The sequence below is a fragment of the Humibacillus sp. DSM 29435 genome (assembly GCF_001758225.1).
Classification (GTDB): domain Bacteria; phylum Actinomycetota; class Actinomycetes; order Actinomycetales; family Dermatophilaceae; genus DSM-29435.
Genome location: NZ_MAST01000034.1, coordinates 158,565 through 171,765, shown reverse-complemented (window position 1 = coordinate 171,765; position 13,201 = coordinate 158,565). Strand labels below are relative to the sequence as shown.

Annotated in this window: 15 protein-coding genes; 8 read left to right on the top strand and 7 right to left on the bottom strand. The window is 70.4% G+C overall.

From position 1 onward, the window contains the following. Positions 1 to 107 precede the first annotated feature (107 nt). The 4 genes from BA895_RS17080 to BA895_RS17065 all read left to right on the top strand — a co-directional run bounded on the left by BA895_RS17080 (position 108) and on the right by BA895_RS17065 (position 3,694). On the top strand, positions 108 to 986 hold the full coding sequence (locus BA895_RS17080) for a MerR family transcriptional regulator (protein ID WP_175442358.1): 879 nt from the start codon (positions 108 to 110) through the stop codon (positions 984 to 986). After that, positions 983 to 1,744 (top strand): VC0807 family protein, encoded by a 762-nt coding sequence (locus tag BA895_RS17075; protein WP_070193066.1) that lies wholly within the window; start codon positions 983 to 985, stop codon positions 1,742 to 1,744. The genes BA895_RS17080 and BA895_RS17075 overlap by 4 nt, the downstream gene beginning before the upstream one ends. 102 nt (positions 1,745 to 1,846) lie before the next feature. Beyond that, positions 1,847 to 3,061: a pyridoxal phosphate-dependent aminotransferase gene (locus BA895_RS17070; protein WP_070193065.1), complete on the top strand. Its 1,215-nt coding sequence runs from the start codon at positions 1,847 to 1,849 to the stop codon at positions 3,059 to 3,061. Positions 3,062 to 3,172: 111 nt separating this feature from the next. Continuing rightward, positions 3,173 to 3,694 (top strand): DUF3995 domain-containing protein, encoded by a 522-nt coding sequence (locus BA895_RS17065; protein ID WP_070193220.1) that lies wholly within the window; start codon positions 3,173 to 3,175, stop codon positions 3,692 to 3,694. 45 nt (positions 3,695 to 3,739) lie between these two features. On the opposite strand, the gene BA895_RS17060 is transcribed toward BA895_RS17065, so the two are convergent. Then, on the bottom strand, positions 3,740 to 4,054 hold the full coding sequence (locus tag BA895_RS17060) for a hypothetical protein (RefSeq protein ID WP_070193064.1): 315 nt from the start codon (positions 4,052 to 4,054) through the stop codon (positions 3,740 to 3,742). Positions 4,055 to 4,081: 27 nt separating this feature from the next. Here BA895_RS17060 and BA895_RS17055 point away from each other — a divergent pair, with 27 nt between their 5' ends. The 3 genes from BA895_RS17055 to BA895_RS17045 all read left to right on the top strand — a co-directional run bounded on the left by BA895_RS17055 (position 4,082) and on the right by BA895_RS17045 (position 6,161). Continuing rightward, a complete protein-coding gene (locus BA895_RS17055) occupies positions 4,082 to 4,573 on the top strand; it encodes a DUF732 domain-containing protein (RefSeq protein ID WP_139142728.1) in 492 nt (163 codons plus the stop codon). Between the two features lie 85 nt (positions 4,574 to 4,658). Beyond that, complete coding sequence (locus BA895_RS17050; RefSeq protein ID WP_254666529.1) at positions 4,659 to 5,672, top strand: LLM class flavin-dependent oxidoreductase; 1,014 nt, start codon at positions 4,659 to 4,661, stop codon at positions 5,670 to 5,672. Between the two features lie 54 nt (positions 5,673 to 5,726). After that, positions 5,727 to 6,161, top strand: coding sequence for an OsmC family protein (locus tag BA895_RS17045; RefSeq protein ID WP_070193218.1), 435 nt, complete (start codon positions 5,727 to 5,729; stop codon positions 6,159 to 6,161). A 38-nt stretch (positions 6,162 to 6,199) separates the two neighbouring features. On the opposite strand, the gene BA895_RS17040 is transcribed toward BA895_RS17045, so the two are convergent. The 5 genes from BA895_RS17040 to BA895_RS17020 all read right to left on the bottom strand — a co-directional run bounded on the left by BA895_RS17040 (position 6,200) and on the right by BA895_RS17020 (position 10,877). Further along, positions 6,200 to 7,126, bottom strand: a complete 927-nt coding sequence (locus tag BA895_RS17040) for a helix-turn-helix transcriptional regulator (protein WP_217493937.1) — start codon at positions 7,124 to 7,126, stop codon at positions 6,200 to 6,202. 63 nt (positions 7,127 to 7,189) lie between these two features. After that, complete coding sequence (locus BA895_RS17035) at positions 7,190 to 8,008, bottom strand: thioesterase family protein (protein ID WP_083283473.1); 819 nt, start codon at positions 8,006 to 8,008, stop codon at positions 7,190 to 7,192. A gap of 9 nt (positions 8,009 to 8,017) precedes the next feature. Next, positions 8,018 to 8,710 carry a TetR/AcrR family transcriptional regulator gene (locus BA895_RS17030; protein WP_070193062.1) on the bottom strand — a complete coding sequence of 231 codons (693 nt, stop codon included), beginning with the start codon at positions 8,708 to 8,710 and terminating at the stop codon, positions 8,018 to 8,020. A gap of 24 nt (positions 8,711 to 8,734) precedes the next feature. After that, positions 8,735 to 9,832, bottom strand: a complete 1,098-nt coding sequence (locus BA895_RS17025; RefSeq protein ID WP_083283471.1) for a glycerophosphodiester phosphodiesterase family protein — start codon at positions 9,830 to 9,832, stop codon at positions 8,735 to 8,737. Between the two features lie 46 nt (positions 9,833 to 9,878). Beyond that, entirely contained in the window at positions 9,879 to 10,877 is a 999-nt protein-coding gene (locus BA895_RS17020; RefSeq protein ID WP_070193061.1) for an L-lactate dehydrogenase, read from the bottom strand. Between the two features lie 112 nt (positions 10,878 to 10,989). Here BA895_RS17020 and BA895_RS17015 point away from each other — a divergent pair, with 112 nt between their 5' ends. Continuing rightward, positions 10,990 to 11,748: a YqjF family protein gene (locus BA895_RS17015; protein WP_254666528.1), complete on the top strand. Its 759-nt coding sequence runs from the start codon at positions 10,990 to 10,992 to the stop codon at positions 11,746 to 11,748. 28 nt (positions 11,749 to 11,776) lie between these two features. Here BA895_RS17015 and BA895_RS17010 read toward each other — a convergent pair whose 3' ends face one another. After that, positions 11,777 to 13,138, bottom strand: coding sequence for an aspartate aminotransferase family protein (locus BA895_RS17010; protein ID WP_070193213.1), 1,362 nt, complete (start codon positions 13,136 to 13,138; stop codon positions 11,777 to 11,779). Between the last annotated feature and the right edge of the window lie 63 nt (positions 13,139 to 13,201).

Below are 13,201 nucleotides of genomic sequence, written 5' to 3'. Positions count from 1 at the left end.
GTCCTCGTGATATCGAGTTGACCTTTGACCCTGACCCTGGGGGAGGGGGGAGACTCGTCATCGGCGGACAGTGAGCCCGCTGAGGAGGGTTGAGAAGGGGTGCAGACGTGGCTGCGAGGTTGCTCACGATCGGGGAGTTCTCGGCCGCCTGCCGGCTCTCGCCGAAGGCGCTGAGGCTCTACGACCGCCTCGGTCTGCTGCGGCCCGCCCAGGTGGACGCTGCGACGGGGTACCGCTGGTACGCACCGACGCAGGTCGCCCGGGCCCGCACGGTAGGCCTGCTGCGGAGGCTGGAGATGCCCTTGGCGCTGATCGCCGAGGTCATCGACCAGACGCCCCGGCAGGCCGTGGCCAGCATCCGGTCACACGCCGTAACAGATGCCCGCGCTGCCAGTGAGCGGGCCGAGCTGGCCCGCTACCTCTGCCTCCTCATCGACGACCAGAAGGAGAGCGTCTCCATGACCAACCAGACTTTCGAGGTGCAGCAGCGGGCCGTTCCGGAGCGAGCGGTGCTCAGCGCGGTGCGGCGGGCCCATATCGACGAGCTGGGGCCCACCCTCGGCGCCCTGCTCGGCGCCATGAGTAGCGCGGGCCCCGGTCTGACCGGGGTGGATGGCTGTCCCTACGTCGTGTACTACGCCGAGGTCAGCCACGACAGCGACGGCCCGGTCGAGATGGTGCGTCCGATGGGAGACCTGGCCATGGCGCAACGGCAGTCTGCCCTGCTGGACGATGTTCAGGCTCGCGTCGAACCAGCCCATGAGGAGGCCTTCGTCGCGTTGACCATGGCCCAGACCAGAGGGAGCGCGACGATGGACGCCCTCGACGTTCTCGAGGAGTTCGTCGTCTCCAAGGGCGCGACCGTGACCTCGCCGCCACGACAGATCATGATCGCGGACTGGCGCACCGCCGGCCCCGACGAGCTCACCTGCCACCTCGCGGTCACGGTCCGCTCAGTACGACCGACGCCGAGCCCTCTGTCGTGAGTGTCGGCAGCCTGCGCAGACGAGCCGGCCGCGCAACCGAGACGAGGCGCAGTGACATCGACCAGTCCGATCACGACGAGATCGCACGCACGTTGGCCGTGCACCCAGCGAGGAAGGGGGTCGTCTTCAACGTCGCTCTCACCGCTCTGGAGGTGGGCGGGGCCATCGGGCTCTTCCAGCTGGCCAAGGCAGGCGGTGGCGACGACGTCCAGGCCTACCTGGCCGGCAGCGTCGCGCCCGTGCTGGGGGCCGCGGTGGTGTGGGTGCGGTCTCGAAAGTTCAGCGGGGCGTCTGCGGCGATCTTCGCCTTCACGGCATTGTCGGTGGTGGTGGCCCTCGTGGGCAGCACCGATCCCCGAGTGCTGCTCTACAAGGACTGTGCGACCACGGCGGCGGTCGGTGTGGTGTGCGCAGCGTCGTGCGTGCTGATGGCGCGTCCGGTGATGTTCTACTTCGTCCAGCGCTACGGGAGCGACGGCACTCGCGAGGGGATGGCCGTGTTCGACCGGATGTGGGTCGTCTACCCGGGCTTTCGCCGCAGCATGTTCCACGTCACCATCGTCTGGGCGGTGGTCTTCCTGGTCCAGGCCGTGGTGATGGCTCTGATCATCGCGTCCACGAGCTTCGCGACGGCGTACGGCTGGGACCAGATCCTGCCGATCGTTGCGCTGGTCGTGGCGCTGTCTCTGTCCGTCACGGTCGGCCGCCACGCCCAGCGAACGGCCGGGGCACAGCGGATCGGGACGGCGGGTCACTGAGATCGGGTCACTGAGGTCGGGCCACTGAGGTCGGGCCACGCCGCTGGCCACATGGCGAGAACGGCGCGGCGATCGGCATCCGCGGGTGACACTCTGGTCGGTATGCGCCCGGTCACCCAGTCACGCAAGCTGCAGGATGTCTGTTACGAGATCCGTGGGCCTGTCATGGCCGAGGCCCGCCGCCTCGAGGACGAGGGTCATCGCATCATCAAGCTCAACATCGGCAACCCGGCGCCGTTCGGCTTCGAGGCGCCGGAGGACATCCTCGTCGACGTCATCCAGGAGCTGCCGACGGCGCAGGGCTACAGCGACAGCAAGGGCATCCTCTCGGCGAGACGAGCGATCAAGCAGCACTACGAGGTTCGCGACTTCCCGCCCGTGAACGTCGAAGACATCTACCTCGGCAACGGCGTCAGCGAGCTGATCGTCATGGCCATGCAGGGGTTGCTCAACGACGGTGACGAGGTGCTGCTGCCGGCGCCCGACTACCCGTTGTGGACAGCGGCGACGAGCCTGGCCGGTGGCCGGCCGGTTCACTACGTGTGTGACGAGCAGGCCGGATGGGCCCCTGATCTCGCCGACCTCGAGAGCAAGATCACCGAGCGCACGAAGGCGATCGTGGTGATCAACCCCAACAACCCGACCGGTGCCGTCTACCCCCGCGAGGTGCTCGCGGCGATCGCCGAGCTGGCCCGCCGGCATGAGCTGATCCTGATGGCCGACGAGATCTACGACAAGATCCTGTACGAGGATGCCGTTCACACCTCGGTCGCGGCGCTCGCTCCCGACCTGCTCTGCCTGACCTTCAACGGCCTGTCGAAGGCCTATCGGGTGGCCGGGTTCCGCTCCGGCTGGCTGGTGCTGTCGGGTCCGAAGGAGCATGCGCGCAACTACATCGAGGGTCTCGACGTGCTCGCCAACATGCGGCTGTGCGCGAACGTACCGGCGCAGCACGCCATCCAGGTCGCACTCGGCGGGTACCAGTCGATCAACGAGCTCATCCTGCCCGGCGGCCGGCTGCTCGAGCAGCGCAACGTCGCGTGGGAGCTGCTGAACCAGATTCCCGGCGTGTCGTGCACCAAGCCCGAGGGGGCCCTCTACCTCTTCCCGCGCCTCGACCCCAAGGTGCACGCCATCCACGACGACGAACGGTTCGCGCTCGACCTGCTCCGTGACCAGAAGCTGCTCGTCGTGCAGGGCACCGGCTTCAACTGGCCCACCCCCGACCACCTGAGGCTCGTGTTCCTGCCCCGCGTCGGCGAGCTCGAGGACGCCGTGGGAAGGCTCGAGAAGTTCCTCTCGACCTACTCGCAGTAGCTTGGCCCGAGCGCCTGCCTGATGAGGGTCGGGGTGAGATGGGGCACGCTCAGGGTTGAGACAGGGACATCCCCGATGGCTGCCGGCCTGATGGGCGACCACGGTAGGGGCATGGCTCCCAACCAAGATGCTCACCGCTGGTTCGTCGCGGCCGCTGTGGCCGGCGTCGCGCACGCTCTACCCAGCCTCTACTGGGCCCTGGGCGGAACCGCGCTCGTCTCGACGCTCGGTGGGTGGGCGGCCGACTGGCAGCGGAAGGCCCCGATGCAGGTGCTGGTGCTGCTCCTGGTGATCTTCGCGGTCAAGCTGGCCGGCGCGTTCGTGCCCTTGGCGAACGAGCGAGGTCGGCTCCCGGCGCCTCGCCTCTGGCGCGGACTGTCGTGGGCCGGCGCCGGAGTGTTGGTGGCGTACGGAGCGGTCAACGTCGTCGCGGCGCTCGCCGCCCTCACCGGGGTGGTCGCGGCAGGTCCGACCATGGACACTGCTGCCCTGGTGGGTCACGCCTTTCTGTGGGACCCGCTGTTCCTGGTGTGGGGCCTGCTGTTGGCCACGGGGCTGTGGAGGAGCCGGTACCAGAAGACCGGCGGCCGTGACCGAGCCCACCTGGTGGCGGCAGCGCCATCCGCGAGATGATCCTGAGGGCCGACGAGGGGCAGGCCGGCGCGACTGCTCGTGCGACTAGCCAATGTGGTTCCTGGCCCACCAGTTGACCAGCAGCCCGAGGGCGATGCCCCAGACGATGGTGAAGACGAGGCTGAGCACGATGGCGAGCACGGCGTAGCGCCGACCGGCTCGCTCGCCCCGGGCCAGCGACAGGCCCGCGAGCGCCAGCGCCAGCAGCTGGGGCAGGAAGACGAACCCGAACACGACGCCGACCATCGACACGGCCAGCGCCCCGCGCGCCAGGGGCGCCTCGGTGGCGAGGGAGAACCGCTCACCGGGCAGCCTGTCGGCGACCTCGGGCGACGCCGGGGGATGATCGGGCTCCGTCACGCGTTCAGAGTAGCGATGGAGATCCCCGTGTCGCTGCCAGTCACTGCCCGCCGCAGTCGAGGTGGTCCGCCGTGGCCCAGCACGGCGCAGCATCGCGACGGCCCGGTCGTCGTGCGGCGCCTTGGCTTTTCCGGTTTCGCGGCGGCGGCCCTCACCGCCTTGGCGCTCGTAGGGCTGTCGGGGTGCAGCAGCGCAGTGAACCTGCACGACCTGCCCCCCGACATCGCAGCGGCCAAGCCCGACATCACGGCCGAACAGGCCGACTTCGTGCTCGACGCCAACCGGCAAGGGGCGTCGATCACAGCGGCCAGCCTCGACGACGACCTCGAGTCGGGCACCACGACGTGCTGGGCGCTGAAGAACGGTGGCATCCAGCTGCGCCAGCTCGCGGTCGACGACCAGAACCGACTGCTCGGCAACTCCGGCGACGCCCTGCGCACCAAGGCCCTGATGGCGGCCGGCATCCGAGCGTTCTGCCCTGACTACACCGACCAGATCGCCCAGCTGAAGCTGCCCTGACCACCGATGTCAGCCCCGGTCGAGGTATGCGGCCGCGCCCGAGCGCGGCGGAATACCTCGACCGGGGCGGCGGGTTGTCGGAGTCGTGACTCCATCAACGCGCGCCCGCCTGAACATCCTCGACCTCGTTCCCGTGGTGGAGCACGGCACCGCGGCCGAGGCCATCGAGTCGACGGTCGACATCGCCCGGCACGCCGAGCAGTGGGGCTACCAGCGGTACTGGATGGCAGAGCACCACAACATGCGGGGCGTGGCCTCGAGCTCGACGGCGGTTCTGATCGGGCACGTCGCCGACCAGACCCAGACGATCCGGGTGGGAGCCGGCGGCATCATGCTGCCCAACCACGCGCCCTACGTCGTGGCCGAGCAGTTCGGCACCCTGGCGACCATCCATGGCGACCGCATCGACCTCGGGCTGGGGCGGGCGCCGGGAACCGACCCGCTCACCTCCCGCGCCCTGCGTCGCAACGACGCCGCCGCGATGAACTTCGCCGGCGAGGTGGAGGAGCTGATCGGCTTCCTGGGCGAACCTGACCCCGAGGCCAAGGTGCGGGCGTTCCCGGGTGAGGGCACCAACGTGCCGGTCTGGATCCTCGGCTCGAGCCACGGTGGCGCCCAGGTGGCGGCCGCCCTGGGCCTGCCCTACTCGTTCGCCTCGCACTTCGCCCCCGCGGCCCTGATGAGCGCTCTCGAGGTGTACCGCACCCGCTTCCAGCCCTCCACCTCGACGAGCGGCCTCGATGCCCCGCGCACGATGGCCGCGGCCAACGTCATGGTCGCCGACACCGCCGAGGAGGCCGAGCGACTCTTCACCAGCGTGCTCAGCCGCTTCCACGGCATCATCACCGGCCGGCGCACAGGCCTGGCGAAGCCCGACGGCGACGTGGCCAGCCTGATGGCCACCTGGACGCCGAACGAGCGGGCGATGGTGTCAGACATGATCAGGGTCTCGTTCGTGGGCACCCCCGACCAGGTGCGTGACCGGCTCGAGGAGTTCACCGCCGCCACCGGCGTCGACGAGGTCGTCGTGACCTGTGGCGCCTACGACCACGACGCGCGGCTGCGCACCTTCGAGCTGCTGGCCGACGCCTGGCAGTGACGGTCTCGCCACGATGCCGGATGCCGGATGCCGGTGATCTGCGAGGCTGGCGGCATGAGCGAAGAGCAGCAGCACGTCAGAGACGAGCGAAGCGTGACCCTGACCCGCGACAGCGTGGGGCGCTACACCGTGCGCAACGGGCGTGGCGGCTCCATCACGACGAGCTCGGGCACCGACGAGCTGTCGCCGGTCGAGCTGCTGCTCGCCGGGGTCGCCGGCTGCACCGCGGTCGACGTCGACACGGTGACGAGCCGTCGGGCCGAGCCCGAGAGCTTCGAGATCGAGGTGAGCGCCGACAAGGTCAAGGACGAGAACGGCAACCACCTGAACGACATCGAGATCACCTTCCGGGTGCGTTTCCCGGAGGGCGAGAGTGGCGACGCAGCCCGAAAGATCCTGCCCAGCCTGGTGCGTCGCAGCCACGAGGAGTTCTGCACCGTGAGCCGCACCATCATGCTGAGCGCCGACGTCTCCGCCACCATCGAGTAGCCCCGACCCGGTCTCTCCCCTGCCTGGGTTGGGGGAGGCTAGTGGGGGGTGGGGGCGGCGTCGAGGTAGCTGATCGGGTCGCCCCACCCGAGCCGGGTGATGCGGTGCTTGTCGAGGGCGAGCACGGCCAGGGTGCGACGGTGGGCCGCGAAGGTCAGCACGTGGGCGATCATGGCGCCGTAGCTGCACGTGTACGGCGGGTCGCACGACGCGTCGACGAACACGTCGTCGAGCCGGCCCTGCTCGATGGCCTCACGCACGTGCCCGAGAAACACCGGGGCGGCCTCGGCCAGGCGGCGGCGGGCCGAGGTCAGCGACTCGCCCTGTTCGACCGCGAAGTCGTATCCCTCGCTCGCCATCGAGGCGTTCCACATCGCCATCTGACCGACGAGGCGGCTGATGATGCGACGCAGCGTCGACGGGTCGGGGTCGTCGTCGACGTTGATGACGATCGGCTCGTCGAGCTGGGCTTCGGTGAGCGGTGTGGCGCACTCGATGAGCTCGCCGGTGAGCCAGATGTGGTGCTCGACCATGCGCTGGATGAGATCCATGACAGAAACCTTTCGCTGGGCCGGCAGGCGGATGCTGCTCGGCGGGTGGAAGTGGATGTCGTTGACCGACTCGATCCGCAGCGTTCCCGGGCGGGAGCGCCACTGGCTGGGCGAGACGCCGTAGGCGCGGCGGAAGGCCCGGGTGAAGGCCTCGTTGGAGCCGTAGCCGGCCTCGACGGCGACGTCGAGCACGGTGCGCCGGCCGGTCGCCAGCCGGAAGGCAGCTCGTTCGAGCAGCACCCGGCGGCGCAGGGTGCTCGGCGCCTCGCCGGCCACTCCGCTGACGACCCGGTCGAGATGGAACCGCGACAGGTGGAGCCGCGCCGCGACCTCGTCACCGGTCAGACCGGGCTCGTCGATGGTCTCGACGAGCACGCCAAGCCAGGCCGCGAAGGTGTCGGTGGCGATGCTCACGAGCTCAGCCTGTAGCCCCGGCCTCGCGGTCGCTTGATCGCGCTTGCGCAGGGTGGCGTCATGTCAGCCGAGGCGGCGCACGGTCAGGATCTGTTCGGCCCGGCCGACCGGGCCCTGCTCGTCGTGGAGCGTGGTCGACGTGAGCCCGAGGCCGGTGGCGCCCATGGTCACGCGGGTGTCGAAGCCGACCCAGCCGTGCGGCCCTGGCACCGGCTCCCGGAACAGGTGGATGGCGAGGTCGACGTTCGGGAACATCCACTCCAGCGGAGAGGCCCGCACGGCGATGCCGTTGGCCGTGTCGACGAGCCGAACGAGGTCAGCGGTGGGCGAGCAGGGCTCATCGTCGACGAGGGCGTTGTCGGTGCGGATCCACGCCCGCGCGCGACCTGGCCGCGCGGCGGGGTCGGAGCGGATCTCGAGGCCGGCGATGTAGCCACCGGCCCACGTGGCGCTGCCAGCCCATGGCTCGAAGGCGTCCGGACCGGGCATGGGGTCGAGCTCGACGCCGGCCACGGGCGAGCTGTCGTGCGCCGCCAGCCGCCAGGCCTGGGCTCGCACCACGGCCCGGTCGTCGACCGACAGCGTGGCCTCGACCAGCTCGATGGTGCGGCCGGGCCTCGACGTGCGCACCGCCACCCGGGTCGGCCGGGCGGGGATGAAGCCGAGAATATCGAAGTTGACCCGTGCCAGCTGGAGGCCGTCGCGCCGTTCGTGGGCGTCGATGGCGTGCACGAGGATGCCGCTCACGGGAGCCATGTGCTGCTCGTCGACCCGCCAGGCGCCCTGGGCCTGCAGGGTGGGCTCGAACAGGTCGGCCCCGACGCGGCGGTAGAAGGCCGGGGTCGACGGGTCGAGGGCGAAGGGCAAGGGCTCGGAGGTCACCGGGCCAGCCTAGGAGCCGGTCGCGTCGGTGAGCCTCACCCCCAGGCCCAGGTCGACCATGCGCACCAGACGTGGTGCCATCTCCTCGACGAAGCCGGCCGGCAGGTCGCGCAGCGGCCCTTCGAGGGCCAGCATGGCCAGACCGTGCACGGCCGACCACGCCAGGATCTCGGCGCCGGGTCGTTCGTCGGGCGGGAGCACGCCCGCCTCGAGCATCTCGTCGAGCATGTCGCCCAGCAGCTGGAACGGCGTGCGACCACAGGCCCCGGCGGCCTCTGATGATGCCGACCTGCTCAGGTCGGTGGGCACGGCGAAGGCGGTGCGGAACAGGCCCGGCTCGCTCATCGCGAACCTCAGGTAGCCGATGCCGACCGCACGGAAGCGGGCCCGGGCGCGCGGCCCCACGTCTGTACCGCCTCCAGCAGCCTCGATCTCGGCGGCGATGACGTCGGCCGCGAGCGACTGGGCCCGCGAGACGACCTCGTCGAGCAGCGCACCGCGGTCGGCGAAGTGGCGGTAGGCCGCGTTGGCCGAGACCCCGACCCGCCGTGTCGCCTCACGCAGCACCACGGCATCCGGCCCACCCTCGCGGGCGAGGTCGAGACCCGCGTCGAGCAGCGCGCGGCGCAGGTCACCGTGGTGGTAGGTGGACCGCCCGCTCACAGCGGCCGACCCGGCCTGGGAAGCGGTCGACGGTGTCACCCCCTCATCATCCCCCTCGGCCGGTCAGCCCGCGGGGTGGGGCTTCGGTACGGCGATGCCCTTCTGCTGCAGAACCTTTCGCAGGTCGTCGGGGTGGTTCGTGATGATGCCGTCGACGCCGAGGTCGATCAGGCGTGACATGTCGCCCGCGTCGTCGACGGTCCAGGGAATGACCGTGAGACCAGCTGCGTGCGCCTGGGCCACCATGGCGGCGTCGACCGGGAAGGTGAAATCGGGGGACACGGCGACCACCCCGTCGATGGTCTTCGCCGCCCGCACGAGGCTGCCTCCGACATCGTCGACATCGACCCCGCCGAGCCAGGGCGAGGCGCCCGGTGACCCGACCTGCAGATAGTCGGGTGCGCTGAGGGCGACGAGCCGGGCCCGGGGGGCGATGGCGTGTACCTGCTTCAGGCTCTCCCAGTCGAACGACTGGATCGTGACGCGGTCACTCATCCCCGCCGCAGTGACGACCGCCCAGGTGCGTTGAGCGTAGACGTCTCGTGGCACGGTGACCTCGAGGTCGTCGGCCCGGCTCTTGATCTCGACGTTGGCCGACACGTTATCGGCCCCGCGCTTCTTCAGCAGGGCGAACACATCGGCGAGCTCGGGTATCGGAGCCACGACGGCGTTCTGCTTCGGGAAGGCCTTGTCGACCTGGTAGCCGCACTGCAGGGTCTTGACCTCGGCGAGGGTCAGCAGGCGCCACGGCTTTCCCGCGTAGGGGTAGAGCGGGTCGCCCGCGAAGGCCGGTGACGTGTCACGGCAGTTGGCCTCGTTCACGCGGGTGTCGTGCGAGACGATGACGTGCAGGTCCTTCGTCACCTGCACGTCGAGCTCGAGGGTGGAGACGCCGATGTCGAGGGCTCGGCTGTAGGCCGCCAGGCTGTTCTCCGTCGTGAGGGCTGCTCCACCCCGGTGCGCCTCCAGGTCGAACGCTGCGCGCAGCCGGGTCGGGGCGGCGGCGGGCGCTGGGCTGCCCGTCGGGCTGTCGGGGGAAGGGGAGCCGCAGGCCGCCAGCGCGGCCGAACCGACGACGGCGCCGGCGAACGCGGCGACCAGGATGTGGGGGCGTCGCCTTGGCTGGTTCGGTCGGGTCTCGCCTGGTCGAACGTGCTGCATCAGTCTCCTGTCGTCGGTCTGACTCTACGACGAGGGCCGGGTGGGCTCAGAAGCCGAAACGTCGAGCGGTCGCCCGCACGGCCTGGGCCGAGGCTCGCAGACCGTCCAGCTCGAGCTCGGTCATCGGCACCTCGATGCGGTCGCCGACGCCACCGGCGTGCACCACGGCCGGCACCGAGAGGCAGACGTCTCGGAGGTCGCGATAGCCCTCGAGAAGGGAGGACACGGGCAGGATGCGCCGCTCGTCGTTGACGATGGCTTCGAGCACTCGCACGGCCGCCAGCCCGATGGCGTAGTTGGTGGCGCCCTTGCCGGCGATGACGCGGTAGGCGGACTGAACCACGTCAGTGGCGATCTCGGCCAGGGCCGGGGCGTCGAAGAGGGGGCTGCCGTCGGGGCCCTTCCACTCCAGCAGCGGAACCGAGCCGATCATCGCCGACGACCAGACGGCGATCTCGGAGTCGCCGTGCTCACCCACGACGTACGCATGAATGTTCTGGGCGGCCACCGCGGTTCGCTGGGCCAGCACGAAGCGCAGCCTCGACGAGTCGAGCACCGTGCCCGAGCCGAAGAGCCGCTCGGGTGGCAGGCCGGAGATCGACAGCGCGGCGAAGGTCACGACGTCGACCGGGTTGGTGACCATCACGTGCACGGCATCCGGTGCGGTCTCGACCAGCCGTGGCATGAGCTGACGCACGATGCCGATGGTCGACTCGGCGAGGTCGAGTCGCGTCTGGCCCGGCTTCTGCTTGGCGCCGGCGGTGAAGACGACGACGTCGGAGTCGGCCAGCACGGCGATGTCGTCGGACCCCTGCACGCGCGCCATGGGCACGAACTGGATGCCGTGCCCGAGATCGAGCGCCTCCGCCTCGACCTTGGCCCGGTTGACGTCGTAGAGGGCCACGGTCTGGGCGGCACCACGCATCAGGGCTGCGTAGGCCAGCGTCGAGCCGACCGCACCGGCACCGACGATGCCGAGCTTGATGCTCTTGCGCCGCGGCACCACGGTCGCAGACGGGGCGGTGGTGGGGGCTTCGTCGCTCACGGTGGGTCCTCCGGATGGGTCCTCGCCTGGGTGGAACCTGACGACCGACAGGTTAACGTCGGGCGGCTCACCCCCCTGGCCGCCGTTCGCGTGGCCGTGTGACGATGGGCGGGTGGGTTCTGCGTCGGAGGCCGAGTCGTTCCTCACCGGCTACCCGGTGCTGCCGCCACCGCTGCGTCGGCCGGTCGTCTTCGACCAGATGTGGCGAGACGTCACGTTCGTGCACTGGCCGGTGGAACCGAGCTCGGTGGCGCACCTGTTCCCGACCGGCACACGGCCCGACGTCTTCGCCGACGGCCGCACCTACGTCGCGCTCGTGCCCTTCGTCATGGACGGCATCCGGCTCGGGCGAGCGCCGTCGCCGCGCATCCCGTGGCTCGGCAGCTTTCTCGAGACGAACATCCGCCTCTACTCCGTCGACGACGCGGGCCGGCACGGGGTGCTGTTCCGCTCGCTCGAGACGCAGCGGCTGCTCGTCGTTCCGGCGGCCCGCATCGGGCTGGGAATCCCGTACACGTGGGCGCGGCTGTCGGTGCGCCGCGAAGGCGACGTGGTGACCTATACGAGCCGACGTCGGATGCCGGACCGTGGCCTTCGCAGCGTGCTGTCGGTACGCGTCGGTGGCCCTGTCACGCCCACACCGCTCGAGACGTGGCTGACCGCACGATGGGGCGCGCACACGAAAGTGGCCGGCCGCACGGTGTGGGTGCCGAACGAGCACGGGCCGTGGCCGCTGCGCGCGGCGGAGGTGCTCGACCTGCGCGACGACCTGCTGGGTGCGAGTGGGGCCCAACCGACGGGTGAACCGTTGCGTGCCCTCTTCTCGGAGGGGGTGGCGACCCGCTTCGGGCGACCCTCGCTCGTGACGTGACCGGTGACGTGACCGGTGACGTGACTGGTCAGGAGTCGGCAAAGAGCTCGGCGACGCACTCGGCGAACATCGCAGTGTGCGCGTCGACATCGGCTCGGGTGGTGTCGGGGCACATCAGCGCCATGTTGTGGAACGGGGTCAGCAGGATGCCCCGGCCCAGGGCGTAGAGGTGGAGCAGCTGCTGCAGCTCGAAGTCGTCTGAATCGGCCGCCTCGCGACCGGTGCGCGGCGGCTGCTTCGAGAAGGTGTACTCGGCCCGGGCGCCCAGCCGGGTCACGCACCAGTCGGCGCCGGCCGCGTCGATGCCGGCCTGAACCCCGTCGGCCCACGCGTCGGCCAGCGGCACCATGTGCTCGTAGGCCGAGGGTGTCAGCACGCCGTCGAGGGTGGCCCTCATGGCCGCCATCGAGAGGCCGTTGCCGGCCAGGGTGCCGCCGATGCCGCCCACGTCGATGTCCTCCAGCTCGACTGAACGGGCGATGCGCTCGGCCACCTCGTGACTGAACCCGAACGTGCCGCAGGGCACGCCGCCCCCGATCGACTTGCCGATCACGAGAAAGTCGGGTTCGAGCCCGAGCTGCCCGGTGTAGCCCGATGGGCCGGCGCAGATGGTGTGCGTCTCGTCGTTGATGAGCAGAGCGCCGTGGCGGGTCGCCAGCTCGCGAACCGCCTCGTTGTACCCCGGCTCGGGCAGCACGATGCCGATGTTGGTCAGGGCCGGCTCGACCAGCACCGCCGCGACGTCGCCGTGCGCCAGGGCGGCCTCGAGCGCCTCGAGATCGTTGAAGGGCACGACGCGCGTCGTCTCGGAGGTGTCGACCGGCGCGCCGATGTTGCCCCTGCGGTCGATGGTGCGGCCGTCGTCGGACATCGTCGCGAAGGCCTCGTCGACCGACCCGTGGTAGCAGTAGTCGTGCACGACGATCTTCGGGCGGCCGGTGAGGTGGCGGGCGTAGCGGATCACGTGGCGGTTCGCGTCGGTGGCGGTCAGGGTGAACTGCCAGTAGGGCAGGCCGAAGCGCTCGGCCAACCCCGCGGAGACCGCGATGGCGTCCTCGGTGGGCAACATCGTCGTGATGCCGCGCGTCAGCTGACGCTCGACGGCGGCCACCGTCGCTGCCGGGCTGTGGCCCATCATCGCGCCGGTGTCTCCGAGACAGAAGTCGATGTGGTCGATGCCGTCGACGCAGGTGAAGTGGGCGCCGGCCGCCCGGTCGACGAAGACGGGGAAGGGCCCCGGCCACTTGGCCATCCAGCTCATCGGCACGCCGGCGGGCATGTGCTGACGAGCGCGGTGGGCCAGCTCCTCCGACCGTGGCCGGGCGGCGGCGAACGTGGTGCGCTCGCGTTCCAGCAGCCGGGTGAGACGGGCACGGTCGACGGTGGTCATGACCGGCATCCTGCCCCCTTTTTGCGGTGACCGGAAGAGGGCGTTCGTGGCGCCGACCTTCGG

Bases quoted from the DNA above. Each gene is read 5' to 3' on its own strand.
- BA895_RS17065 (WP_070193220.1), top strand. From the start codon at position 3,173: ATGGCTCCCAACCAAGATGCTCACCGCTGGTTCGTCGCGGCCGCTGTG.
- BA895_RS17070 (WP_070193065.1), top strand. From the start codon at position 1,847: ATGCGCCCGGTCACCCAGTCACGCAAGCTGCAGGATGTCTGTTACGAG.
- BA895_RS17010 (WP_070193213.1), bottom strand. From the start codon at position 13,138: ATGACCACCGTCGACCGTGCCCGTCTCACCCGGCTGCTGGAACGCGAG.
- BA895_RS17045 (WP_070193218.1), top strand. From the start codon at position 5,727: ATGAGCGAAGAGCAGCAGCACGTCAGAGACGAGCGAAGCGTGACCCTG.
- BA895_RS17025 (WP_083283471.1), bottom strand. From the start codon at position 9,832: ATGCAGCACGTTCGACCAGGCGAGACCCGACCGAACCAGCCAAGGCGA.